The following is a 24,913-nucleotide window of genomic DNA, read 5'->3' as shown; positions in this document are numbered from 1 at the left end:
CGGCGCACCGCCCTCGTTGTTGAGGCCTATATGGCTCCAACCTCCCAAACTGTCAACGCCAATCTGCTCCCCGTTTGAACTTTTTACGACACAAATCCCAAACCCCAGCAAATCCCTGCGGAAGGTCGAAGCGGGCACCTGTCCGATGATGGGCGCACCCGGGCTCGACGAGCCGAACAAAAGCAAACAGGGCCGGAATCAGGCATCCAAATGCCGACTCGGAGCCCTCCCCGCAGCATTTCTCGCGAGTCGACTTCCAGTCGATTGACGAGGTCGACGACATTGAAGAACCGACCGCGTGTGCCGGTGCGGATGAGCGCTCGTGCGATGGCTATGGCCAGATGGCTCTTTCCCGTTCCAGTGCCGCCGACGAGGACGACATTGCGCTGGTCGGCGACGAAGGTGCCGGTAGCAAGCTCCCGGACCAGGGATTCATTGACGGGAGTGTTGGCAAACTCGAAGTCGTCCTTGGCGAGTGGCAGTTTGGCGATGCTCAGTTGGTATCGGATCGACCTGGCCTGCTTCTCGGCGATCTCGGATTGCAGGAGATCGCCGACGATACGCGGCGGCTCGTGCTGGCGCTTGATCCCATTGCAATGATCTCGTCATAGGCGCTGCGCATGCCATAGAGCTTCAAGGTGCTCATCAGTTCAAGAACCTGCGTGCGTTCCATCAGCTTGCCCTCCTCAGGCTGTCATAGCGTGCGCAGTCGGCGACCGGTTCATGGGTCATAGGCCTCGGCCGTCACGGCTCCGCGGTTCTTCGACCAGCTCTTGGCATATCGGCGGATTGCGTCATAGCTGCCGTCGTAGCCGAGCGCCCGAAGCTCTTCGTAAATCCGGATCAGCGTCAGCCGCTCACGCGACGGCTTGCCTTCATTGGCTGCTAAGAACCGCTCGTTCTCACCCTTCCAAGCCCCGGTCTTCGGCACCGGCTGCCGCTCCCGGGAGAAATCGGTCTCATCGGAGCGCAGTATCTTGCGGACCGTGTTGCGCGACACATGCAGTTCCCGGACGATCTTCTTCACCGACCAACCCTGCACATGGAAGGCCCGGCGAACACGCGCAATCGTATCCACTCGCTTCAACTCCCTCTCCGTCCGCCGTCAAAAGGCAGATGGTCAGACGAAATCTGAGGGGGGTCAAAATTGGACGCCGATTACCCCGCCAACGGGGTCAATCTTGCACGCCGGAATACATCAAAGTGAAGCATCCGAAAGGAAGCCCGCTCTTTCAGGCCGTTCCGAACAAAGAACCAGAGAGTTATACGGGATTTGAAAGTTCCTTATAACAGGAGATCGGAGAGAGACGGCTGTGCCCGCTTTCAGGCCGTTGCGGAGAAAAGGCGGCGGAGTTATAAAGGTTTTGCTAATTCCTTATAACTGGAAGGCCTCGAGCAATGAGTAGTGGTCTCGGCATCTGCGAACGTTGCGGTAAAAATCCCGCCGAAGCTGTCCTCAAGGACGGCGCACCCTTCAGCAGCATGACCCCAACAAAGGATCGTCATCTGTGCCTGGAGTGCGTCGAGATTGAACGATAGGACGCCCCGAAAGCCGATCGAGCGAGGATGGCGCTCGAAAAGGCGACGGCGGACATGGCTGCCGAAGGTCGGTTTGGCGGCCTTGAACACAAGTCATCCGAATTCGAAATCAAGGAAGAGGCCACAGCCCTCTCGAAAGCCGCCGCAGAGGATCGCAAACAGATGAAGCAGATCGACCTGGTGTATCGCACGGCGTTCGCTAAACTCGCGCAGCGGTCCTTCGACGCCCACCAGTTTCAGGCCGACTTCTCGTTGGACGGTCGGTTCGTCAACGTGCCCGTGAAGGGAAAAGGCTACTGGTATTTCGAATTCCCCACGCCCGAGGGCGACAAGCGGCGTTATGTGGGGCCGGAATCCGATGAAGAGATCACGTCTCGGGTGAAGGCCCATCGGGAAATCAAAGACGACCTCCGCGAGCGCCGGAATCTCGTAGGGATGCTTCGACGTAGCGGTGGCTTGGCGTCCCCTGACCGCTTCGCGGGCGACATCACCAAAGCTCTCGCGGATGCTGGCCTATTTCGCCTCCGGGCCGTATTGGTCGGCTCCGTGGCCTTTGGCTGCTATTCAGGCTATCTCGGTGTCCGTCTCCCTAATACTGCCCTCCAAACGGGCGATGCGGACTACGCCCAGGACTTCGCGATCTCGGCTGGGGTCGAAGACAGCCTGCCGCCCATTCTAGACGTCCTGCAAAGCGTCGATCCGACATTCCGTGCGATCCCGCATCAGGCCGACAAGGTGAAGGTCGTCGCCTTCCAGAATGCGCAAAGCTATCGGGTGGAGTTTCTGACGGGCAACCGGGGGTCGGATGACTATGCGGGCAAGCCCTCCCCTATGCTTGCCCTTGGCGGCGCGTCGGCGGAAAACCTCCGGTTCCTCGATTTTTTGATCTACGAGCCTGTCAGGACCGTGCTGCTGCACCGGGAGGGCGTATCGGTCAACGTCCCCGCTCCCGAGCGGTATGCCGTCCATAAGCTCATCGTGGCCTCTAGGAGGAGCAAGGACGGGCTTGGGAGAGCGAAGCGGGACAAGGACGCCCTGCAAGCCTCGCTGCTCTGTGAGGCGCTGATAGACACGCGCCAAGGCGATCTTCTGGCCGATGCCTACCGAGAAGCATGGGATCGCGGGCCAGCGTGGCAGGAGGCCATTGTCTACGGCATCGGGCTGATGTCCGATAATGGCAAGACAGCTCTGGCTTACGCCCTCGGGGTAAAACCCGACGAACTCGGCAAGGTGTAGGGACATGGAAGCGAAAATCGTCCCGGCGGACTTCCCCGGCCTCGCTAGCCTCTGTTGGAACAGGAACCCGGCCCAGCCCATCGATCGCGAGATTGCATGGGAGCTGTATCGGCCAACTGGCGGTTCATCTACCAAGACGAGCTGACAGATGACGAGCAGGCTTTGATCGAAAGCCTTGAGGTCGAGTTCGGCAATGGAGAACGGCTGCTTGGCACGGAAGGGCCGGCGCCCGGATTCGCTGGTCGGGAGATCACACCGGAGGAAGCGGCCGATATTCTCGGGATTGATCTCGTGCTGCTGCAACGGCGGATCGACGCTGGAGTCCTCCCTTTCCGACAGGATGACGTCCACATCAAGCTTAGCCAGGTCCACGTCCTAGATTTGAAGAAGACCGAGGGTGCGCGAAACGCCCTGATGGTCGAAATCTACGAGGACATGGACGGCATCGATAAGCCTTCAAATGAACCTCGGCGGTGAATCCTGCTTCCGGCTCAGCCCCCACTTCCACCGCCACCGCCGCTGTTTGGATCGGCGCAGGACGGCGGCGCGAATTGGCTGCTCACGGCGGTCATGCCCCCGAGCAGCGCGAAGGCCAGAAACGCAAGCGCGATCAGCTTCCTCATCTGTATGGCGAGTTGGGCACGCTCATCAATTGGCTCGCACGCCACACTGCGGGCAAGCCACCAAACAAAAACACTCCCGGCGGGGGTCGCGCGGGAGTGTTGGTATTTGGTTGCGGGGCTAGCAACCACCGATACCGACATTTGCTTCAGACAGCAGTTTGATACGAGATCGCCCCAATTCCCCTGTATTGCGCGCACGCGACGGACCGACAAGGCCGTCGCGCATAGGAACGCCGTGGGGCAGCGTGACCCAGGCACGGCGCGCCTAGAACACGCCCGCAGAACTAATCTGACTACTGTTCAAGTTCCCGCTGCGCGAGCGGCGCCTGACGGGCTGCCGGCGTCTCCGGGTGACATTTTGCGATGCAACCCGCTATCCGAGCCGTGAACTGATCTTGCACAGATAGCAGAGTTCGGTGTTCACCGTGGCGGTCTTGCCCGCGAAAATGACGGCGCCGTCATAAGGCGCGACGATTTTTCCGCCGTCTGCGCGAAAGCCGATCACATCGCCCTCGCTTATCTCCTCGCCGGTGCCAAACTGGCGTACCAGCCGGTCCTCTTCATGGTCGGCTAAGATGACATCGGTGATCTCCAGCGCGCGTGGGAGCCTTATTTCCGGAGCGGGCGAGGAGATCATCCCCAGATGCGCCAGCCCGTTGACGACGCAGTCATAGCCCACCTGCGGAGCGTCAGGCGCGAGATGCTGACCGCATTCCACCGTGACACCATAGCCGCCGGCAAACCGCATGAACTCGGTCGTGCCGACACCGTGGAGCGACGACAGGCCGGTGACACCAGCCGCCTGCTTCTGCCGAAGGGCCTTTTCATGTCCGGCGAGCCAGCCATGCACCACCAGCGGCAGGTTCATCGCCTTCACGAGCGCGACTTCCGCATCGGCATGCGCGAAGGGCTCCAGCGGGCCGGTATTGTCCTTCGGTCCGATCAGGCCAAAGGCTTCGCCCTCGCCGCTGAACGAATGCAGGTCGATGAGCACGTCATGCGCGCGCAGAAGCGGGCACAGTACATTGGCCACGCGATCCTCATTGTCCTGCGGGATGGCGCTTTCGAACATGTCGCGGTTGAGGTTGCGATCGCCCATGCGCGTGTGCTGGCGGAAGGCTAGCCCGTTGACCACCGGCACGAAGGTCAGCGTGCCGCGCTCCAGTTGCCGCGCACCGGTGCGGAATTCGGCGATCAGGCGAGAGATGGCATAGGGGCCTGCCGGCTCGTTGCCATGTACGGCTCCGGTGACGATGACTTTCGGCCCTGGCCGAAGTCCGTGGAATGTCACGCTTTCAATCGATTGCGGAGCCTCGGCGACCAGCGCCGCAAGAGGCCTGGCAGCGTGGTTCAGCGGTGCGATGTCTATCACCATGCCCGGGCGGAGCCTGCGGCCCAGTTCCAGAAGGTCGCCATGCGCGACGACCACGCATCCGGCCGTGCCGGAATAATCGGGACGCGCGGCATGCATGAAGATGGCGGAACCGCCGGCGGCAGCCGTAATGGAATCGTTCCAGCCGACCGGGATGAACAGGTCGAAGAGCCGCTCGCCGCGCCGCGAAGGCTGGGTTTCGTCGGTTTCGAAAACGAGCTGGTTGTAGAACGGGCTGTCGCGATCCTCGATCCACCGATAGTTCGGTGGCTTGGGCAAGAACGGAAAATCGAAGCCCCGCGGCTCATCGCCGAAAACGTCCGGATCATAGAAGCCGTAGCGCAGCGGATAGCGGCCGATGGGCGTCTTGCCGTCGCTCTCGCGCTTGTGCTGCGGCTCGACCAGGCCGTTGCGTCCGACGGCGCATTTTACCGTCCAGTCGTCGATGGTGAGCGTGCCGATGTGCGGCGCGTCGGGGTCGTGACCGACACGAACGACAATCGTGTTCTGCTCCAGGGTCCCGACCATAAAGGGGTTTTGGCTCATTCTATCGACCTTGGTCTAGCAAATGACAACCGGCGTGAAATCCGGAATGTCGCCCAGGCGGCAGGCGTCTAATGCCGCAGGGCAACGGGGATTGACGGCGCAGCCAGGTGGCGGCCGCAGCGTCTCCACCGGCGCGATTGGGGGAGCGAGGCTATGGCGCCTGCGGGTACGGGTGGGCCGTCGCCGCAACTCCTGCGCGTCAAACAACGAACCTTATGGCGCGCTGGATGTCGAAGAAATTGTTGGCTTTGAAGCGAAGCGTCCGCGCTGCGGGATGCTCGATGCCCGGATACCAGCTTCCCCGATACGCGTCGATGGGGTTGGTGTACTCAACCACAAGTTCGAAACTCTCCGCCAGCTTCGGCAAGCATTTCGACAAGTCGCGTGACAGCGCAGCCTCAACCCCGTCGCGAATGGCCCTCACCGCAGCTTGCGGCGACAATGACGACGTGGCTGGGCCAAAACCCTCACTGGTGGCGACAGTGGCGATATCCGGCACCAGTTCTTTTGCCTCCGCGCACATACCTGCGTCACCCGAAAGGAAAACCGAGGGCACGCCGTAGCGGGCCGCGCAGTGCGAGTTCAGCGTGTATTCAGATGCGACCTCCCCATTGATAAGCAGCCTTGAGACGGTCCCGGTCAGCGTGTGCGCCAGTGGGTTGGTGTCGGTGCCAGCCTTGTTGTGGTAGCCCGTATAGAGCGCTGCATGGAAGCTTCCATCGATGCCGAACATCATCGCGTCTGGGTGTCCGCTCCAGCCGCGTACGATCCGCACATAGGTCGGCAGTTTGGAAAGGATTAGGTTACGGGCGGTCGAATGGGCGTCCTTGACGACCACCTCGGTGGCGCCAGCTGCCTTGGCACCCTCGCACGCCGCGACCAATTCGTCGGTCATGTATTCCCGGAACTCGGCGTAATCTGGGTTCCCCTTGCGCGCCTCATCCCAGTTGGTGATGCCTGCCGTGCCCTCAATATCGGCGCTGATGAATACCTTCATAACCTTGCCTTTCTCAATCTCATAGAAGTTCGGCTATCGACGATAGCAGCCGGTCGATCTGCTGCGGCGTATGCTGTGAAAACACGGCAAGCCTCATCGTAGGTACGTCAGGCGCATCCGAGTAGCCAGATGCCGGCGTGACCTTCACCACGATGTCGCGTTTGTCGAGTTCTGCATGAATTCGTTCAAGATCCACGTCTCCACGCACCGAGACGATAGGAACCGGGGTATCCTCGATCTCGAAACCCAGGCCGCGGAGGCCGCCGCGCATATGCTTCACATTGCGTTCGAGGTTTGTGCGCATCTGTGGCGTCGTTTCCAGCAATCGCATGGCAGTGATCGCGGCCGCGGCCGCTCCTGGTGGAGGCAGTGATGCACCACGTAGAATCATGGCGTTGCTTTTGATCCTGTCGGCAAGCGATGCATTTGCAGGAACGATACCACCAAGCGCGCCGAACGCTTTGCTGAGGGTTCCAGCAAAGAAATTCCCCTCGCCCTCAAGGCCCGCATGCTGCAGGGAACCACGTCCGCTCCCCCCCAGGACGCCAACCCCATGAGAGTCATCAACGCACAGTATGGAGCCCTCATAGGACTCCATGGCTTTCCTGTAGTCTGCCAAGGGAGCAAGACCGCCGGTGGACGGGAAAACGCCGTCGGTCACCACTGACGCACGCTGTTGCGGCGCCATGTGGCGCAAGAGTTGCTTGGCAAGGCTGTCGGCATCGAGATGGCGGAAGCGATGAACGGGTTTGTTGAGCGAGGGTATTGCATCGCGCGCGCTGTAATGGGTCGCCTCATCGATGAAGATGAGGTCGAAATCGTCGCGCAGCCCCTGCAGCATCGCCATCGGGCTGGAATAGCCCGATATCATAGTCACGACCTTCTCGGTCCCGAACCAATCGCAAAGTCGGCGCTCCAGATCGGCATAGACCTGCATTTGCGCCAGAGTGCCTGGACCAAGGCCGAACTGCCGTGTGGCCGCGCATGCGGCCTCGATCACCTCCGGATGGCCATGCAGGCAGAAATAGCTGGTGCCGCAAAAGTAATCGACCTCACGGCCATTTATCCGCATACGCGCGCCGAGCGGCGTTTCCATTGAGACCGGCGTAACCATGGTCAGCCTTCGGCCTGCCTGCGCTCAAGGAACATCGGTCCGACCCGGATGCCGCGATGCCCGTTCTCGTCGACAGCGTCAAGCTCGAGGATTTCCTCCTCATAAAGCAGGCCGCGCATGCGAAAGCGACTAGCATCCACCGGCTCGCAAGTGTGCGTACAGAAATACTCTATCAGACACTTCAGTTGGCCGTGGCTGTATGTGAGGTAGGTGATGTTGAAATCTGGCCCGTATTCACCGAGATGCGGCACAATTTCGGCTGGTATCCTTTCGACAGGCAAGGCATCGACCCTCGACCAGCCCTCCCCCTTCCAGATGAGTTCGTCGGCAGCGGGAAAGGAAACGTTCATGTGCGGATAGTCCGCCCCGCGACCGTAGATGCGCCCGTCGATAACGAAATCATTGCCGGATACGGGACGAATCTGCAGAGGCACGCCCTCGCCCATGAGATAGAGCTTGCCGCCCTTCTCCTTGACCTCCACGACCTCGCCGCTTGTCTCATGCCGATAAAGCCCGGGCAAAGTTGAGAATTGATCCTCGGTGATGGGCGGCGGGGTCTGGGTACGCTGCGGCAGCTTGCCCATTCCTCGCTCCGCGAGGGCGATGCGCAGACCATCCCCGGCAAGACGGGAGGCGATTTGATTGGCGAAATCCAGCGTCGCGAAGATGAGTACACCGACCCCGGCTTGCGGCAGCAGCATCATCTGCGACGCATAACCGTAGACCGCACCGCCATGCCCGACGGATGTCCAGCCGTCCATGTCGCCTATGCCGAAGCACAGGCCATAGCCGTTCAAAGCTTTGTCATGGCCGGCAGGCCGCTTGCCGATGGGGGTCCACATTTCGCGCAATGAAGCGGGACTGATGATGGCGTTTCCGTCCGGTGCAAACCCGCCTCTCAATAGGCATTGCGCATAATTTGCCATGTCAGCTGTGGTGGAAAAAATGTTGCCCGCCGGCGAGCCGCCCAAGCTGAACACCGGCGCGGGGCTATCGCCGTCCAGCGTCCACATGTCGGCCGGGGCAAGGCGCACGCGGATACCTGGCGCCATGCCCGAGGATGTGTCGCTCATGCCGAGCGGCATCAGAATGTTCTCGGTGATGTAGTCGGCATAGTTCTTGCGAGTTGCCCGCTCGATCACCATACCAACCACCGCGATGCCCGCATTTGAATAATGCATGACGCCGGCGCTTGGGTCTTGCTTGAGCGTAGACGTGGCAAGCTCAGCGACTGTGTCGGCCAGAGGCGGCCTGTGCGCGTCGAGATAGTGTCCGCTCTTGGGTTCACGCACGATTCCGGCCGTGTGGCTCATCAACTTGCGGAGACTGATGTGTGAGCCATAAGGCCCGCTTTCACGCCCTGCAAACGGATTGAGCGGCTGGAAACCGGGCAGATATTCCGAAACGTCCGCGTCGAGATCGATCAGCCCCTCTTCAACCAACTGCATGATTGCGACAGCCGTGAAGGTCTTGGTTATGGAGCCGATGCGGAAGCAGGTGTCCGACCTCATGTCGAAATGGCAATCGTGACGTTGGACATGCCCCTGGGCCAGGAGACCATCCCTGTCGACTAGGGCGTAAGAAATGGACGGAATAGCCTTGTCTTCGACCTCATGGCGGATGAGGTCCTCGAAGAGTTCAACGGCGTCATGTGAAAGCGAAGGCACAGCATTCCTCCCAGGATTTCAGCTTGTGTGGCGAGGGTCGAGGATGTCGCGCAAAGTATCGCCGACGAGATTCCACGACAGCACGAACAGGAAAATCGCAGCGCCCGGGAAGGCGAGCGTATACCAGTACTGAAACGGATTGCCGGGCTGGCCGACGATCCAGTTGCGCGAATAGGCGATGAACTGCCCCCAATCGGCATAGCCTTCTTCGGTACCGACACCTAGGAAACTGAGCGCTGAGGCCGAAAGCACCATCGAGCCGGTGGCCATGGTGGCAAGCACGAGGACCGGGAAGAAGGCATTGGGCAGGATGTGAAGTACGATCAACCTAAGGTCGCTTGCGCCGTAACTCCTCGCCGCATGCACATAGTCCATCTCACGAATTCGCAGGATTTCGCTGCGAACGACACGCGCATAGCCCATCCAGCCGAAGGTAGTCAGGGCGATCGTGATCGGGCCTATGCCCTTGCCGAGCAACGCCGTAAGCACCATGGCAGCGATCAGGAATGGTACGGCCATGAAGACATCGACGATGCGCATCAGCACCTCGTCCACGGCTCCGCCATAATAGGCGGCAAGCGATCCGACGATTGTGCCGATCAGCAAAGAAATCGCAACGACCCCGAGGCCTATCTTGAACGCCGTTCGGGTACCCCAGACGACGGCGTAGTAGATATCGTATTGGCCTTCGGTGGTCCCGAAGACGGCATCGGCCGAAGGTGGCTGGGGCGTCGCAAGAAAACCCGCACGCGGCGTATCGTAGACCGACATCTGGAATTCCTGCGGCGGCGCAAGAACTGGCGCGAATATCGCGACAAGTACAAACGCCAGGAGTATCAGAACCCCGACCAGCGACATCGGATTCCGCAGCAGATAGCGAAACAACTTCATCGCGTTTTCACCCTCGGATCGAGCAACGGATAGATCAGGTCGACAATGAGGTTCATCAGGACAAGGACGATCGCGAAGTAGAGGCCAAAGCCCAGCACCGCGGGAAAGTCCAGATTGGCGGCGGACTTTGCTGCGAACTGGCCGAGGCCCGCATAGTCGAAGATGGTTTCGGTGATGACGACGCCACCCATCATCGTGGCCAGTTCCATACCGGCGATTGTAGTGACAGGAAGCAGAGCATTGCGGCGCGCATGCCGAAGTTCCACCACGCGGCGAGGCATGCCCTTTGCTCGCGCGGTGCGGACATAGTCCTGACGTAGCGTTTCCAGCATGGAAGTGCGCATCACACGCGTCATGCTGGCAAGGTTGACATAGGTGAGCGTAATGACAGGGGCGGCAAGGTGACGAAGCGAGTCACCGAAGACCGCCAGATTGCCGTTGAGCAATGCATCAACCGTATTGGCCCCGGTGTATCGGGTGAATTCGGGCGACGTGACCACTGCCTGAGCCCACTGGCTGAGCCGCCCGGGCGGGAACCAGTCGAGCGCCGAATAGAAGATCAGGAGCATCAACAGGCCGAAGACATAGACCGGGAACGACCAACCCAGGATCGTGAAGATGCGGATGATGTGATCTGGCCAGCGGTTGAGATAGATGCCGGCACGAGAACCCAGATAGATGGAGAGCAGAAATCCCGGTATGAATGCAAGCAGCACCAGTTCCAGCGTCGCCGGCAGCAGCGATGCCAATGCATGAGCCACCGGCTGGCGCGCGGTTTCCGACCAGCCCAGATTACCAGTCAAAATGTTGCCGATCCATCGGCCGTACTGGACGTGGAAGGGATCGTTCAGGCCGTACTGCTCGATCATCTTGCGGATGCTTTCCTGCCCGCCCTTAAGAAAATCGGGCGATGGCGCGTAGGCAGCCAAGCGCTGCGTCGGCGACAGCGACATCTGCAATGCGAAGAGCATCAGCGACAGGGCAAAGAGAACGACAGGCAGCAACAGCAGCCGCCGCAAAGCGTAATTCAGCACACCAGGACTCGTTGCTTGAGGAGTGGAGGAAACCTGCCGGGCAGCGGTGCCGCCCGGCACTCTTCAACGTGGCTCAATCCGCTTTGGTAACGGGATAGAAGTCCCAGGCACCATAGAGGATCATGTTGTGCACGTAGCCGTCTATGTTGCTACGGGTGACGATGTAGCCGAAGTCCTCCCAGAGGAACTGGGTTGTGGCGTAGTCGTAGGACATTTCCTGCAGCTTGGCGTAGATAGGCTCACGAACTGCCGGATCGCTTGACGCCCAGGCTTCATCCAGCAGCGGCTTGAACTTCTCCGCCATCAGGTCGCGATAACCTTGGCCGAGCATGCCGCCGACAAGTCCAGTCGGGGAAAGGTAGTAGGTTGCCGCACCGAGCGGACCACCGGGATCTGAATAGTCCGGGCCCCAGCCCATATAGGTTAGCGGCGATGCCGGCTTCTCGCGATTGTTCAGCTTGTCCGAAATCGACGCCCAGGGCAGCGACTGGATCTTCATCTTGAACTTTGGGTTGATGCGCTGCAGCCCCTGCTGGAGCGCCGACAGCGCGGCCGTGCCCTGCGGCGTACCTTCCTGCACATAGGCCGTGAAGGTGAAGCCGGTGTCCCACAACTTTCCGCCGAGGGCCTTCTTGAAGTGCTCCGCGGCCTTCTCAGGATCGTAACTGTAAATCGGCGAGTCCGGCCGATAGCCCATGATGCCACGTACCGTAGGGCCTCGCGACTGGACCGTCTTTCCGAGCAAAACCTGCTTCAGCAATGCATCGTAGTTCTGCGCATAGTTAAAACCTTTGCGCACATCGATATCAGCGAAGAAATCCGATGGGATGCCGTTTCCATCCAGCTTGCCACTGCCGATGGCGGGATTGTCGGCCTCATCCACGGGCCAGGCGAAATAGAGGCCACGGCCAAAGACCTTCGGCAGGCCGTCGATCACTTTGACGCCGTCAGTCTTACTGAGTTCATCGAGGAATTCGACCGGCGAAGTGACAAAATCGGCGTCGCCGGAAAGCAATTGTAGCCGTCGCGTGGTCCATTCCGGCACCGTGCGCATAACAACGCGTTCGAGCGACGCAGGCCCCATGAAGTAATTGTCGAAACGTTTCAGAGTGATGCGGCGATCCGTGCGGTCCCACTCATCGAGTATGAAGGGGCCGGTGCCGTTCTCCTGCGCAAATAGGGGGTCATCGCCAAGCTCAGGACGATAGTACTTCTTCCAGGTATCGCCATCACCATCCCATCCACCGACGGAGGCAACCCATTCCTTGTCAACGATCGATGCGCCGAACGGAAGAGCCAGGACGCCGAGCGTTGCGGGAAACGATTTTGGTAGCTTCAAAGTGACATTGTCACCCTCGACGGTGATCTGCGAAGCAAGCTGGTCATAGACCTTGCGAAGTGCCTCGGAGCTCGCATCGTTGATATTAGAGACATTGCCCTCCGTCTCGACCCATTTGGCGACATCGGGGTATTTGCCGGCGGTCATCACTTCCGTGATCGCGTTGGACATCCACGACTGACCCATCAGAATTGCGCGCAGCAGCGAATAGCGCACATCTTCCGGCGTGATCTCGCCATAGCCTGGTTCGATTTTGGCTTTCTGCTCGTCGGTCAAGCCATCGTAATATTGCCAGGTGACCTTACCTTCATCTCCCTTGATGCCGACCTTGTGCGCGTGGACGCCCTTGCGGATCGGGAAGGTGTAGCTGATCGAGCCGTCGTCACCCTGCTTTATGAGGCCATTTTCAAGGGTGGGCACGTCGGTTGAAATCGAGGGCACGAACTCTGAAATCTGGGAGCCGTTGTAGTTGAGCAGTCGGCTGTAGACGTTCAATACCCCATAGGAGCTCGGGGTATTTGCGATGTAGGCGGGATCGAATGACTGGACGTCGTCGGTCCAGAGAAAGACGAATGTTCCGGGATTTTTGGTTTCGGCCATGGCAGGCGCAGCTGCCATGCCAAGGCCTATACTGAGAGCGAAAGCCAAAGCACGTTTCATGGAGGTTGTTCCCCTATAGTGGACACGGACGGTCTTCTTGTTGTTGGCATGGAGGCTAGGGGCACACTTGCATTGCTGTCCAATGCGTAGATAGGATCGGTTATGCAAAGAACGCATGAGGTCGGAATGGAGCTGGCGTGGCTCGAAGACTTCCTGGAAATCGTTGCTACGCGGAACTTCTCCACCGCGGCTGCGGCTCGTCACATCTCGCAGCCGGCTTTCAGCCGTCGAATCAAATCCTTGGAAACTTGGGTCGGGGCCGACCTTATCGACCGCAGCACCTATCCGATCCACCTCACCAGCGCAGGGAACATGTTCGTGCCGCGCTGTCAGGAGATGGTGCGCGACATGTATCGGTTACGAACCGACTGCCGCAATGTCGCCGGCGCCAGTTCGCAGCTCCTCACCTTCGCGGCGCTGCATACGCTTGCGATCTACTTTTTTCCGAATTGGATCAGCACACCTGACATGCCTAATGCTCCAGTTCGTAGCAGCATGCATACGGCCGACTTTCTTGAATGCGTGGAGCATTTGTCGTCGGGGAAGTGTGACTTCGCGATCATCTACGACCACCCCGACGGCCCGCCAGTACTGGAGACCGGCCCTTTCGAATCTCTCCAGATTGGCAAGGATCGCCTGATACTGGTGTCTGGCACCGATCCGACTGGGAAGCCACTTTTCAGCATAGAAGCGCCCGAAGGTACAAGGATTCCTTATCTTTCCTATTCCTGGAGCGACGGCTATCTCGGCAAGCTGATCTCACTCATCCAATCGCGCTGGCGGCACCCCCTCAATCTTAGCACGGTATACCAATCGTCGCTCGCGGAAGGTCTCAAGCAGATGGCCATCGCAGGGCGCGGTATTGCCTGGTTGCCTCAGATTTGCGTCCAAAAGTCGGTTAGCCAGGGCGAGCTCGTTCAGATTGGAGGCCAGCAGATGTCACTGGAGATTGAGATCAGGATCTTTCGACGGGTGGGAACACGTAATCGCGACGGAGAAGCCCTCTGGAAATACCTTTCCCAGAAATCGGAATTGCAACGGGGCCGGAGCATCATCGATTCCACGTTGACCATGCGCTGAGGTGATCGAGAAACTTGGGATGGCAATGGCTCCGATAGCAGCTATGCGAAAAGCGAGAGAGCGATGCAAAAATCGCATAACATTGCCTCCAATTCGCGAGACGCCAGTCTTTTCAAGCTGTCGCCTCCCCCCTGCTTGAATGAGCAAACCGCTGACGCACCCAACCCGAAGGTCGGGCAGTATGTCCCCACCAACACAGCGCTATTGACAGCTCGTCATCTCATTGCGTTCGATGCCCCAGGACGTGATCCACCGCGCTACGGGGGGCTCTCATTTGACTACGACATCTGCCAGTGCCGTTGCGCTCCCTGACGATGTAATTCTCTCAGTCGAAAATCTGGAAGTTGGCTTTGGCCTTCGCGCGACGCGACCGGTGCGTGCGGTGCGCGGGGTGTCATTCACGATCAAGCGCGGTGAAACGTTGGCCTTGGTCGGCGAATCCGGCTCAGGGAAATCCGTCACGGCCATGACCGTGATGCGCCTCACAGAATATGACGGCGCTAGGATCACGGGCGGCCGCATTGTGATGCGCCTAAAGGACGGAAGCATCACCGACCTGACTAAGCTTTCGGAAAAGCGCGTCGAGGCGCTTCGCGGATTTGAGTTGTCCATCGTTTTCCAGGACCCGATGTCGAGCCTCAATCCCGTCTTCACGGTGGGAGATCAAATCGCCGAGGCTGTAATTCGTCATCAGGGCAAGACACCGCGCGCGGCAAGGGAAATCGCCCTGAATGTGCTGAAGCTCGTGCGCGTTCCTGATGCTGCGCGTAGGCTGGACCAATATGCACACCAGCTTTCAGGCGGCATGCGCCAGCGCGTGATGATTGCTATGGCGCTTGCCTGCCGACCGTCGCTGATGATCCTCGATGAGCCCACCACTGCCCTGGACGTCACCATTCAGGCGCAGATCCTCGACCTTGTGAGGGCGTTGCAGCGCGAAATCGGCATGTCGGTTCTATTCATCACACACGATATGGGCGTCGTCGCGGAAATCGCAGACCGCGTTTGCGTCATGCTGCAAGGCGAGATCGTCGAGTCGGGCTCAGTGAACCAGATCTTCGCCAGCCCCCAACACCGCTACACCCGTGCACTGATCTCAGCCGTGCCACGCCTCGGCAGCATGGCCAGCAAGGACGCTCCCGAGAAGTTCCCCCTCGTCCTATACCAAGCCGAACAAGAGCTGACGGAGACCGCCGAATGAGGACCGCAGCGGAAGATGCGACCGGCAAGAAGCCGCTGATGGAGGTTCGCAATCTCGTTACACGCTTCGAGCTGAAGGGAGGTGTTTTCGGTCGTGTCGCAGGTCGCGTGCATGCGGTCGAAAACGTCTCCTTCGATATTTTCCCAGGTGAGACACTGGCTCTGGTGGGAGAGTCCGGTTGCGGCAAATCCACGGTTGCACGAAGCATCATGCAACTGGACAAGCCCCAATCCGGCTCGATCCTCTACGATGGGAGCGAGGTCATCGGCATGCCGCGCCAGGCGCGCGCTCGGTTCCGGCGCGAAGTGCAGATGGTATTCCAAGATCCATTCTCTTCGCTCAATCCGCGCATGACGATTGCGCGGGCTCTGATGGACCCTATGCGTGTCCATCGTGTTGGCTCAACAGCCAAACTGCGCGCTCGCGCGGCCGAGTTGCTCGCCAAGGTAGACCTATCGCCCGAGCATCTGGAACGATATCCGCACGCCTTTTCCGGAGGGCAGCGCCAACGTATCTGCATAGCGCGTGCGCTAGCGCTCGATCCCCGGCTGATCATCGCCGACGAAGCGGTCGCCTCGCTCGACGTCACCATCCAGGCGCAAGTCATCAACCTCTTGATGGATCTGCAACGCGATATGGGTATTGCCATTCTATTCATCAGCCATGACATGGCCGTTGTAGAGCGCATCGCCCACCGTGTTGCAGTCATGTATTTGGGCGAGATCGTGGAAATCGGAGACCGTCGTTCAGTCTTCGGCAACCCGCAACATCCCTACACCCGTAAGCTGCTCTCAACGGTTCCCATCGCCGATCCGACGAAACGTCCGGTTGGCCGCGAGCCAATGTCGGATGAAATTCCAAGCGCTGTCCGAAGCCTCGATTTCATTCCGGTCAATCTTCCGATGAACGAAATATCCCCGACGCATTACGTGCGGCAGACATCGATCCTCTTCTGAACCGAAGTGTGCCCGGCTAGACTGGGCCGGATGCAGGGCACCGTGACAATATCTGGCACGGATGCAACAGTTGAGAAGGCTCGAAAGACTTGCTCTGGCGCACTGGATCGCAGTTTTTGGCTACTAAGGGATACCGTAGCGTTGGAAGCGTTGCGGGGGCCCGCAACTGCCGGTACCGACATATGCTACAGGAAGCGGTTGACGTGAGGCTCCCCCCAGCGGATGCAAGAGGAACAACGCATGATCAAACGATTGCGGCGACGCGCGCCCCGCTCGCCCGCCGCCTCACTCGGCCGTCACCGACATGCCTGGCGTCAGCGCAACGTGCTTACCATGCGCTTCGATGGGACTGCATGAGCATTTGAAACGGGCGCGGCTGGTACCGCGCCCTCGCGGCGAACGGCTCAGTTTGCCTGGGACGGTTCGGCCGACAGCTGCGACTGCAGGGCCAGTTGCTCTACTTCGGGGGCTTCTTCCTCCTCGTCGATTTCCTCGGCGATCACCTCCTCGGGCTTTGCCGAAACAAGGTCCTTCAGGGAGCCGCCGGCACCGGCAATGCCGGCCTCGGCCAAAAGCGCGTCGATGAGCGGCTTGTTGCCGGTGAAGCGCAGCAACTGGTCGGCCAGATCGCCGGGGCCCGAGCGGCCACCCGCCTCGCCCGAACGGCCGCCGGTGAAGCCGGCCGTGTCGAAGACGCGGATGCTGTCGATGCGGCTGGCAGGCTCCATCAGGGCTTTCAGCGCCTCCGGCAGCATGGTGATGCGGGCCTGCGTGAGCTCAAGCTGGATCACCTTGTCCGACAGGGTGTTGCGCGCCTCGTTACGGGCGCGAATGTTGGCGGCATCGGCCTCGCCCTCGGCGACCAGGCCTTCGGCCCGCACCTTCATCGCTTCGGCCTGCGCACGCGCCTCGACCAGAATGGCCGCTGCGCGATCTTCCGCCGCCGCCTTTTCGGCGCTGGCACCGACGGTAACCGAAATCGCCTCCGACTCGGCCGCTTCCTGAGCCTGCAGAACCGCAATCTGGCGATTACGGTCGGCGATTTCGCGGTCGCGGGCGGTCTGCACCTTTTCTTGCGCGGCCACGCTCAGCGCCTCGGCCTCGCGGGCTTTGGCCTCAGAGCGGGAGGTCTCCTCGCTCTTCTTGGCAATCGCGACCGCCATGTTTTGGCGACTAAGCTCCACATCGCGTTCGGAGTTGATGCGGGCCTCTTCCTTGGCGCGGGACGCCTCGGCAGCGCGTTCTGCGATCTCCCGCTCACGCTCGATCTGCGCCGACTGCTCGGCCAGCTTGGCAGTTTCCTCGGCCTTGGCCATCTCGGACCGGGTCGCGGCCTGCTTGGCGGCGACGTCGCGCTCCTGCTCGAGACGGGCCTCTTCCTCTTGGCGCTTCAACGCGAACTTTTCACGCGAGGCATTGAGGTCCTGCTCGGCGATCGCGACCTCGGTTAGTCGCGTTATCTCGTTGCGCTCCTTGCGCCGCTGCTCAGTGATGCTGGTGAGCTTGGCGAGGCCCACGGCGTCAAAGGCATTGGTCTCGTTGAAGAATTCGCGCGGCGTTTGGTCGAGGCCGGTGAGGCTAACCGATTCTAACTCCAGGCCGTTGGAGCGCAGGTCCGTCTCGACGGCGTCCTGCACGGCCTTGACGAAGTCCGAACGATTTTCGTGCAACTGGTCGAGCGTATTGCGCGCGGCGACGGAACGCAGTGCGTCGACCAGCTTGGCCTCGACGAGATCCTGAATCGCCTTGGGATCGTTGACGCGGTCGCCAAGGGTCTGCGCGGCAAGGCCGATGCCGTCATCCGTACCATCGACGCGGACGTAGAATTCGGCGCGGATGTCGACGCGCATGCGGTCCGACGTGATGAATGCGTCCTCGCGCCGGCGGTCCACCACGAGCTTGACGGTGTTGAGCTTCACCTTGGCCAGCGCATGGACGATAGGAAGAATGATGGCGCCTCCGTCCTTGACGACGCGACGGCCGCCGACGCCGGTGCGCACGAAGGCCTCGTCGCGCTCCGCGCGCTGGTAGAGCCGGCCGAAGATGAAGCCGATCACGGCGATCGTGAAAATGACGATCCCCGCCCAGATCAGAAATTGTATGATGCTGTCCATTTCCCACTCCCGGTTTCGAATAATCTAGGTCGTCGTGCGGGGTCCTCCCCGACCTAAAGCTCCTCTTCGAATGGCATGACGAGGTAGACGCGGCCCGGCTGAGGGGCTGCCTCAACAACCACCACCTCGGCGCCCTTGTCGATCCGCCCGCCGGCGTCCGCCGGCCGCGCCCGGATGGTGTGCAGCTCGCCATGTTCGTCGCGGACCCGCACGCTGCCGGGCGGTCCATCGTCCAGCGGCCCAAGCGTGACGACGCCACGTCGGCCGATAAGCTGTTCGTGATTGACGGCGTAGCTTTCATCCTGTGGCAGCACACGCGCAATCCAACCGCCGACGTGTTTGGTGACTAAAACGCTCGCCGGCGCCGCCGCCATCGCATAGCCCCAGTCAGGCAGACCCGGCAGGAGCTGAAAGAGCGCGATGCCGGCCGCGCCGAAGACCACCAGCAGCAGCATGGCGAGGACGGAGAACGGCACGCGGCCGAAATTCAGCCAGTCGAATACCTCGCCGAGATGCGAGCCCTCGAACATGTCGGCCACGCCGCCGCCCGCACCATGCCCCAGATGGACCGCGCCGACGAAGAAGAGGACGATCTGAAGAACTCCCAGCACTAGGCCTGCCAACAGTGGATAGAGATAGAGAGCTGGAGCACCGAGGAAGCCCGTCATCCATCACTCCTTGCCTTTGAGTTCAATGCGCAGGGCCGCCAGCCGGTCCTCGATGCGCCGGCGACGGCCGAACTCCTCAAGCTCGGCAAGATCGGCGTCACGTGCCTTGCCGGCAGGTAGGTCCGTGAGGCGTTCGACGCTGGCCAAGGCGGCGGCAATCCTGTCTTCTGGAGCCGGGTGGCGGATGGCCAGCCCCTCCTGGCCGGCTTTGCTTTCGCGAACTCGTCGAGCGATCTTCACTCGCTCCTCGGCATCGCGCCGGGCGGCAGCGGCCGCACTAAGAGCGCCGCGCGCCTCATCGATGCGCACATCGACATCATGGATCAGCTTGTCGATCGAGGTGACCTGCGCGTCGATGTCATCCTGGCGGCCGATGCCGGCACGGGCGAGGTCCTCGCGGTCTTCCTGCAGGGCGATGCGGATATTCTGATCGAGCCCGTCGCGTTCGGCGGTGAGATCGTCCTTCTGAAGTGTGTAGCGCTTGCGCTCCGCCATCAGCGCAGCGAGACCGGACTTCAACTCGTCCGCCGCCTTGTCGATCTCACGGATCGCCTGTTCGGCCACAGCCTCCGGCGCCTTGCGCTCCAGCCCGTCGATGACGGTGGTGACCAACCCGGCGGCGAGGCGCGAGACGCGTCCGGAAATAGATTCGGTCTGCATGCCTTTGATCTCCCTCTGCTGCATGTCCCGCGACAGCGGAACGGTGAGTGAATAGCTGCCATTCTCCCAAATGAGATAAGACAGATGGCGTTTCTCATGGCTCTCGCTGTAGCCGGTGGCCAGAAAACCGGCGACCACGCGCCGCTGGATGGTGGCGACGGACACCTTGTCCACGCCCTTGAACGACAAGAGCTTGTCATCCAGCGGCAGGCGGTTGGCGGACCACGTGCCAGCAGCATATTCACGGATACCGTTAGTCACCAGCCTTGCCGGCAGGCCCGTCTCGCTCCGGATCGTCTCGTAGGCCAGCCGCTGTAGTTCGAAGGTATTGGTCCGCTTCCCCGTATGTGTCAGATCGAGGATCGCGTGCATCTCGGCATAGGCAGCGAAAGTGGCCGCGACGTCGCGCCGGCCTGCATCGTCCAGGATCAGCTTGTAATGCGCAGTCTTCATACAAATTCCTCTGTACAATCACTTAATTGGTGATTGATGAACTTTCAAGCTAAATCACTATTTTGGTGATTTGAAGTGTCCGGTCAAAGGAATTGGGCTCCAAGCTCTCTGCGGCAGCGCCCAAGGAATGGGCCGCAAGCACCTCGACCGCATCGATGGCACCATCGGAAATCGTGACATGTATGTAATCTGTGATGCCGAGAAAAACTCAGCCACTGCTTGAGGCTTGCCAATAATTTCTCTCCGCTGGCCGTAGCGCTAACAAGTCGCTGATCCCGGCCTTCCCGCAAACCTCCCCAACCGGTGTGCGCGCCCTGCGCCTGCTTCAGCACGACTCCGATCATCGCCTCCTGCGCATTCCCGGATTGGAGGGTACAAACTAGGGTAACTTTTTTCAGTATTTCGCGCAGAACAAATTCCTATGGGCGCGCCGCCACTCCCTTTCCACGCCGCGAAAATTCGTGTTTGGCATGAGATCAACTACAACACCCTCGCCCGGCGGCGAGCACGCTCGTGTCGCCGCCGGTCAATGGATACTTGCTAGTCCACGCGGACTCAGGCCTCGAGCCAGACCCGACTAGTGATGCGGCCGTTGGAAAGGTCGTTGCCGATATCCGGGACGTAGCCCTTCAGGCGGCTCGAGCAGGCGTTGATGTAGTCGTTGAACACCGGTAGGATCAGCCCGCCCTCGTCGCGCACCATCAGCGCCATGTCGCGGTAGAGCGCACGCCGTTTGACCTCATCGAGTTCGCCACGCGCCTTGACCGCCATCTTGTCGAAGTCGGGCCGCTTGAAGCGAGTGTCGTTCCATTCCGCGTTGGAGACGTAGGACGTAGAATAGCGCGCGTCCTGCGTCGGGCGCCCACCCCAGTAGGAGGCGCAGAACGGCTTGACGTTCCAGACTTCCGACCAGTAGCCGTCGCTCGGCTCGGGCCGCACATCGACCTTGATGCCGGCTTTCTCCGCGCTTGCTTGAAATAGCTGAGCCGCGTCGACCGCGCCAGGGAAGGCAGCCTCAGAGGTACGCAGCAAGATCGGGTCCTGATGGCGCGATTTCTTGAAGTGGAAGGCGGCCTTATCGGGATCGTAGGTGCGCTGCTCTATATCGGTAGGCGCAAGCGCGTAATTGGCGTTGACGGGATAATCGTTGCCAATCGTGCCGAACCCGCCCAGCACCTGCTTGAGGATGGCCTCGCGGTCTACCGCATATTTGAGCGCCAGGCGCAAATCGTTGTTGTCGAACGGGGCGGTGTCGCAATGCATCAGGAAGGAATAGAAACCCTTGCCGGAGGTGCGCAGGATCTCGACGCCCGAAATCTGCTTCAATAGCGGTACGACCTTCGGCACGATGGTATTGATGAAATCCACCTGGCCGGACCGCAAGGCGCTGGTCCTGGCCGTCAGGTCATTCATCACAGTGATGAGGACGCTATCGACATGGCCCCGGTCATGACGCCAATCGTCCTTGTTTCTTTCAAATTCGGCACGAACACCCGGTTCAAATGCAACCAGTTTATAGGGACCGGTGCCGATTGCGGCTGTCGGTTTGTCCACACCGCCGCCCGGCTGAATCTGGAGATGGTAGTCGGTAAAAATAAGCGGCAGGTCGGCATTGGCCTCCTTCAGTGTCACCACCATGTCGCCCGCACGCTCTTCGATGCGCTCTATCCCCGACAACAGGCCGAGCGCGCCGGATCGCGATGTTTCGCCGGCGTGGCGGCGTAGTGTCTCGATCGCATCGGTGACGGTCATCGGCGTGCCGTCGTGGAAACGAACGTCCTTGCGTATCTTGAATGTCCACTCCTTGACGTCGGCCGACGGCGACCAGCTTTCGGCCAACGAGGGTATCGCCGCGCCCGTCTTGGGATCGGATTCGACCAGGGTGTCGCCCCAGCAATGCGCGACTACAAAAGCAACGGTGGCAGTTGCCAAGGCGGGATCGAGCGTATCAGCGGAGGCACCGCCGTCCAGTCCCATCCGCAATTGTCCTCCCTTAACGGGCGTTTGAGCCCGGGCTGGTGACGCGAACGAGCCCGTAGCCGCCGAAAGGGTCAAAGCGGCGCCTGCTTGAAGCAGCCCGCGACGCGTGATGTTGAATGTATTGCCAGACGCACTCATGCAAGTCCCCCTATGATGTTGGAGCGTTTCGCTCGATATTAGGTGGCGGCAGCGCCGCATTCGCAGTTTGACGCATAATTAAGCAGGCTTAGGCCCGACGTTCCATGGCTACCTCATGCCTTTCATCATTTCGATATAAGATGCTGCCTCTGCATCACCATTTTCTGCAGCCCTTTGAAACCAAATTGCGGCCTGCTGATAATTTTTCTCCACCCCCGTTCCATTGAAAGTAAGCGGTGTTCTCAGGCCACGGCCTTAAGCTCGGGATTGGCGATGTAGGCCCAAGGCAGGAGATCGTCGATCTGACTGTTTGGGTGGCCGTTGACGATCCTGGTGAGCACGTCGGCGAGGTAGCCGAGTGGCTCGACGTGGTTGAGCTTGCAGGTCTCGATCAGCGAAGCGACGACGGCCCAGTGCTCGGCGCCGCCGTCAGAGCCTGCGAAGAGGGCGTTCTTGCGGTTGAGCGCAATCGGGCGGATCGACCGCTCGACGGTATTGGAGTCGAGCTCGATGCGGCCGTCATCGCGGAAGCGCGTAAGCCCCTCCCAGCGTGACAGCGTGTAGCGGATGGCCTCGGCGAGCTTGGTCTTCTGGCTGATCAGGCCGAGCTTCTCGCGCAACCACGGCTCGAGCTCAGCCAGGATCGGTCGACTCCTTCCCTGGCGCACGGCAAGACGTGCGTCTGCCGGCTGGCCGCGGATGTCGTCCTCGACGCGATAAAGTTCTGCGATGCGCCGGAGCGCCTCGCTCGCGATCGGCGCTGGGCCGGCCGCGGCAAGTTCGTAGAAGCGCCGGCGCACGTGTGCCCAGCAGAAGGCGAGCGTTGCGCCGTTCTTCTCGGCCAGCACACGATAGCCGCCATAGCCGTCGACCTGCAGGATTCTGGCAAAGCCCGCCAGATGGGCGATCGGTCGCTCAGCCTTGCGGTCCGGCGCATAGACATAGGCGACGCCCGGTGGGTCGTTCCCGTCCCATGGCCGGTCGTCGCGGGCGTAAGCCCAGAGCTGCCCGGTCTTGGTCTTGCCGCGGCCGGGATCGAGCACCGGCGCCGTGGTCTCGTCGGCAAAGAGCTTCGGCGAGGCCTTCAGCTTCTCCAGCAGCCGCTCGTGGACCGGACGCAGGTGCCAGGCGGCACGGCCGACCCAATCTGCGAGCGTGGAGCGATCCAGATTGATACCTTGCCGGGCGTAGATCTGCGCCTGACGATAGAGCGGCAGGTGATCGGCATATTTGGAGACCAGAACCTGGGCGACCGTCGCCTCGGTCGGCAGGCCACCTTCGATCAGCCGGGCGGGCGCCGGCGCCTGCACGACCACGTCCTCGCAGGCACGACAGGCGTATTTGGGCCGGCGCACGATGATCACGCGCAGTTGCGCCGGCACGATGTCGAGCCGTTCGCTGACGTCTTCGCCGATCCGATGAAGTCCGTTGCGGCAGCATGGGCAGGCATGGTCCTCGATGTCGACGACCATCTCGATGCGCGGCAGATGCGGCGGCAGCGCGCCCCGGTTCGCTCGCCGCTTTGCGGTGCGCTCCCTGCGCATGGCCGGATCGGCACGTTCGGCCTCTTCCTCGCCGGCCGCCTCGATCTGCTCGGCCTCCTCGAGGCCAAGGAGCAGTTGATCTTCGGGCAGGCTCTCGGCGCGGCGGCCGAAGCGGTGGCGCTGCAATTCCTTGATGATCTGGGTCAGGCGCGCATTCTCGACGTCGCGCGCCAGGACCATCGCCTTCAGCACATCCGGATCATCGGGAAGCTGGTCCGCCGTCATCGTCATGATCGGATCAGACCATATTCGCCAGTTCCGGGCGACAGCGGACTTCAAGCTGATTCACTTGGTCGCAGATCAACCCGCCTGCGCCGGCACGCGCGTCCGCCGGGCTTCATGGACCCGCCGCCAATCAAGCCCTTCAAGCAGCGCCGACAACTGCGCGGCCGACAGCCGCATCACACCATCCTGCACTTTTGGCCAACGGAACTCGCCATCCTCCAGCCGCTTCGCATAAAGGCAGACGCCGGTGCCGTCCCAGAAGACCAGCTTGAGCCGATCGGTCCGTTTCGCCCGGAAGACATAGACTGCACCGCTGAACGGATCGGCGCCCATCGTCTCGCGCACCAGCGCGGCCAGACCCTCCGCACCCTTGCGGAAGTCCACCGGCTTCGTCGCCACCATGACCTTGACGGCGCCCGTCGGCCCGATCACGACGTTGCCTTCAGCGCACGGATGACCGCCGCCACCGTCTTGGCGTCGGCGCCCCGGCCAACCCGCATGGCGATGCCGTCGATCTCAAGCTCGATGACACCGGGCGCGTGGGTCGCTTTGCGCTGGCGCGGCCGTGCTGGACGCGTCGGTGCGGGTTCCGGAAGCGCCGCCGTCACCACCGCCGGAACAAAGAGCGGTTCGGGTGCCGACGATGCCACAAACGGCTGACGAGCGGCCCGACGCCACGCGAACAATTGCTGTGGAGACAAGGCATAACGCCGGGCCACCGCGCTCACGGTCTCGCCGACCTCGTAGCTTTCCGCCACGATCCGCGCCTTCTCATCCGGCAGCCATTCCCGCCGTCGACCGGAGCCGGTGAAGATCTCCAGCCGACGAACCGGCTCTTCATCCCTGGACTTAAGCGTAAGCTCTGAAATCGTCATG

18 protein-coding genes and 3 pseudogenes are annotated in these 24,913 nt (G+C 60.9%); 4 read left to right on the top strand and 17 right to left on the bottom strand.

Translation table 11 applies throughout. The features are described from left to right. Positions 1-227 precede the first annotated feature (227 nt). Positions 228-673, bottom strand: a pseudogene (locus tag M2281_RS28215) (ATP-binding protein); the annotation flags it as partial. Positions 674-724: 51 nt separating this feature from the next. Further along, positions 725-1,087 (bottom strand): annotated as a pseudogene (locus M2281_RS28210) (helix-turn-helix domain-containing protein); the annotation flags it as partial. 614 nt (positions 1,088-1,701) lie between these two features. Between M2281_RS28210 and M2281_RS28205 the strand changes: the two are divergent. Together M2281_RS28205 and M2281_RS28200 are read left to right on the top strand one after the other, a co-directional pair. Beyond that, complete coding sequence (locus tag M2281_RS28205; protein WP_280824537.1) at positions 1,702-2,775, top strand: nucleotidyltransferase family protein; 1,074 nt, start codon at positions 1,702-1,704, stop codon at positions 2,773-2,775. A 96-nt stretch (positions 2,776-2,871) separates the two neighbouring features. Further along, entirely contained in the window at positions 2,872-3,252 is a 381-nt protein-coding gene (locus M2281_RS28200) for a hypothetical protein (RefSeq protein WP_280824533.1), read from the top strand. Between the two features lie 519 nt (positions 3,253-3,771). Here M2281_RS28200 and M2281_RS28195 read toward each other — a convergent pair. From M2281_RS28195 to M2281_RS28165, 7 genes are all read right to left on the bottom strand, one after another. Continuing rightward, positions 3,772-5,316 (bottom strand): L,D-transpeptidase family protein, encoded by a 1,545-nt coding sequence (locus M2281_RS28195; protein ID WP_280824532.1) that lies wholly within the window; start codon positions 5,314-5,316, stop codon positions 3,772-3,774. Positions 5,317-5,515: 199 nt separating this feature from the next. Further along, positions 5,516-6,313 (bottom strand): M55 family metallopeptidase, encoded by a 798-nt coding sequence (locus M2281_RS28190; RefSeq protein ID WP_280824531.1) that lies wholly within the window; start codon positions 6,311-6,313, stop codon positions 5,516-5,518. 19 nt (positions 6,314-6,332) lie between these two features. Further along, positions 6,333-7,427: an aminotransferase class I/II-fold pyridoxal phosphate-dependent enzyme gene (locus tag M2281_RS28185; protein ID WP_280824530.1), complete on the bottom strand. Its 1,095-nt coding sequence runs from the start codon at positions 7,425-7,427 to the stop codon at positions 6,333-6,335. Positions 7,428-7,429: 2 nt separating this feature from the next. After that, positions 7,430-9,094: a serine hydrolase domain-containing protein gene (locus M2281_RS28180; protein WP_280824529.1), complete on the bottom strand. Its 1,665-nt coding sequence runs from the start codon at positions 9,092-9,094 to the stop codon at positions 7,430-7,432. Between the two features lie 18 nt (positions 9,095-9,112). Beyond that, a complete protein-coding gene (locus M2281_RS28175) occupies positions 9,113-9,985 on the bottom strand; it encodes an ABC transporter permease (RefSeq protein WP_280824528.1) in 873 nt (290 codons plus the stop codon). After that, on the bottom strand, positions 9,982-11,019 hold the full coding sequence (locus M2281_RS28170; RefSeq protein WP_280824527.1) for an ABC transporter permease: 1,038 nt from the start codon (positions 11,017-11,019) through the stop codon (positions 9,982-9,984). Before M2281_RS28170 ends, M2281_RS28175 begins: the two co-directional genes overlap by 4 nt. A gap of 73 nt (positions 11,020-11,092) precedes the next feature. Then, positions 11,093-13,222: an ABC transporter substrate-binding protein gene (locus M2281_RS28165; RefSeq protein WP_280824526.1), complete on the bottom strand. Its 2,130-nt coding sequence runs from the start codon at positions 13,220-13,222 to the stop codon at positions 11,093-11,095. Here M2281_RS28165 and M2281_RS28160 point away from each other — a divergent pair. Continuing rightward, positions 13,145-14,098 carry a LysR family transcriptional regulator gene (locus M2281_RS28160; protein WP_280824525.1) on the top strand — a complete coding sequence of 318 codons (954 nt, stop codon included), beginning with the start codon at positions 13,145-13,147 and terminating at the stop codon, positions 14,096-14,098. The genes M2281_RS28165 and M2281_RS28160 overlap by 78 nt on opposite strands. Positions 14,099-14,330: 232 nt before the next feature. After that, positions 14,331-16,255: pseudogene (locus M2281_RS29325) on the top strand (dipeptide ABC transporter ATP-binding protein). A 404-nt stretch (positions 16,256-16,659) separates the two neighbouring features. Here M2281_RS29325 and M2281_RS28145 read toward each other — a convergent pair. From M2281_RS28145 to tnpA, 8 genes are all read right to left on the bottom strand, one after another. Next, positions 16,660-18,369 carry a flotillin family protein gene (locus tag M2281_RS28145; protein WP_280824522.1) on the bottom strand — a complete coding sequence of 570 codons (1,710 nt, stop codon included), beginning with the start codon at positions 18,367-18,369 and terminating at the stop codon, positions 16,660-16,662. A gap of 53 nt (positions 18,370-18,422) precedes the next feature. Further along, positions 18,423-19,037 carry an OB-fold-containig protein gene (locus M2281_RS28140; RefSeq protein ID WP_280824521.1) on the bottom strand — a complete coding sequence of 205 codons (615 nt, stop codon included), beginning with the start codon at positions 19,035-19,037 and terminating at the stop codon, positions 18,423-18,425. 3 nt (positions 19,038-19,040) lie between these two features. Next, on the bottom strand, positions 19,041-20,150 hold the full coding sequence (locus tag M2281_RS28135; protein WP_280824520.1) for a PspA/IM30 family protein: 1,110 nt from the start codon (positions 20,148-20,150) through the stop codon (positions 19,041-19,043). A gap of 555 nt (positions 20,151-20,705) precedes the next feature. Continuing rightward, on the bottom strand, positions 20,706-22,268 hold the full coding sequence (locus M2281_RS28130; RefSeq protein WP_280824519.1) for an ABC transporter substrate-binding protein: 1,563 nt from the start codon (positions 22,266-22,268) through the stop codon (positions 20,706-20,708). A gap of 108 nt (positions 22,269-22,376) precedes the next feature. Continuing rightward, a complete protein-coding gene (locus M2281_RS29320; protein WP_425537823.1) occupies positions 22,377-22,514 on the bottom strand; it encodes a hypothetical protein in 138 nt (45 codons plus the stop codon). After that, the gene (gene tnpC / locus M2281_RS28125) at positions 22,511-24,043 is read right to left on the bottom strand and encodes an IS66 family transposase (protein ID WP_280824518.1); all 1,533 of its coding nucleotides are present in this window, start codon (positions 24,041-24,043) and stop codon (positions 22,511-22,513) included. The genes M2281_RS29320 and tnpC overlap by 4 nt, the downstream gene beginning before the upstream one ends. Positions 24,044-24,112: 69 nt before the next feature. Further along, entirely contained in the window at positions 24,113-24,469 is a 357-nt protein-coding gene (tnpB, locus tag M2281_RS28120) for an IS66 family insertion sequence element accessory protein TnpB (protein ID WP_280824517.1), read from the bottom strand. After that, positions 24,466-24,912, bottom strand: coding sequence for an IS66-like element accessory protein TnpA (tnpA, locus tag M2281_RS28115; RefSeq protein ID WP_280824516.1), 447 nt, complete (start codon positions 24,910-24,912; stop codon positions 24,466-24,468). The genes tnpB and tnpA overlap by 4 nt, the downstream gene beginning before the upstream one ends. Between the last annotated feature and the right edge of the window lies 1 nt (position 24,913).

Source organism: Pseudaminobacter soli (ex Li et al. 2025), from assembly GCF_029892515.1.
In the GTDB taxonomy this organism is placed as follows: domain Bacteria; phylum Pseudomonadota; class Alphaproteobacteria; order Rhizobiales; family Rhizobiaceae; genus Pseudaminobacter; species Pseudaminobacter soli_A.
Note: the sequence above shows the minus strand (reverse complement) of the source record. Positions and strands in the feature narration are given on the sequence as shown.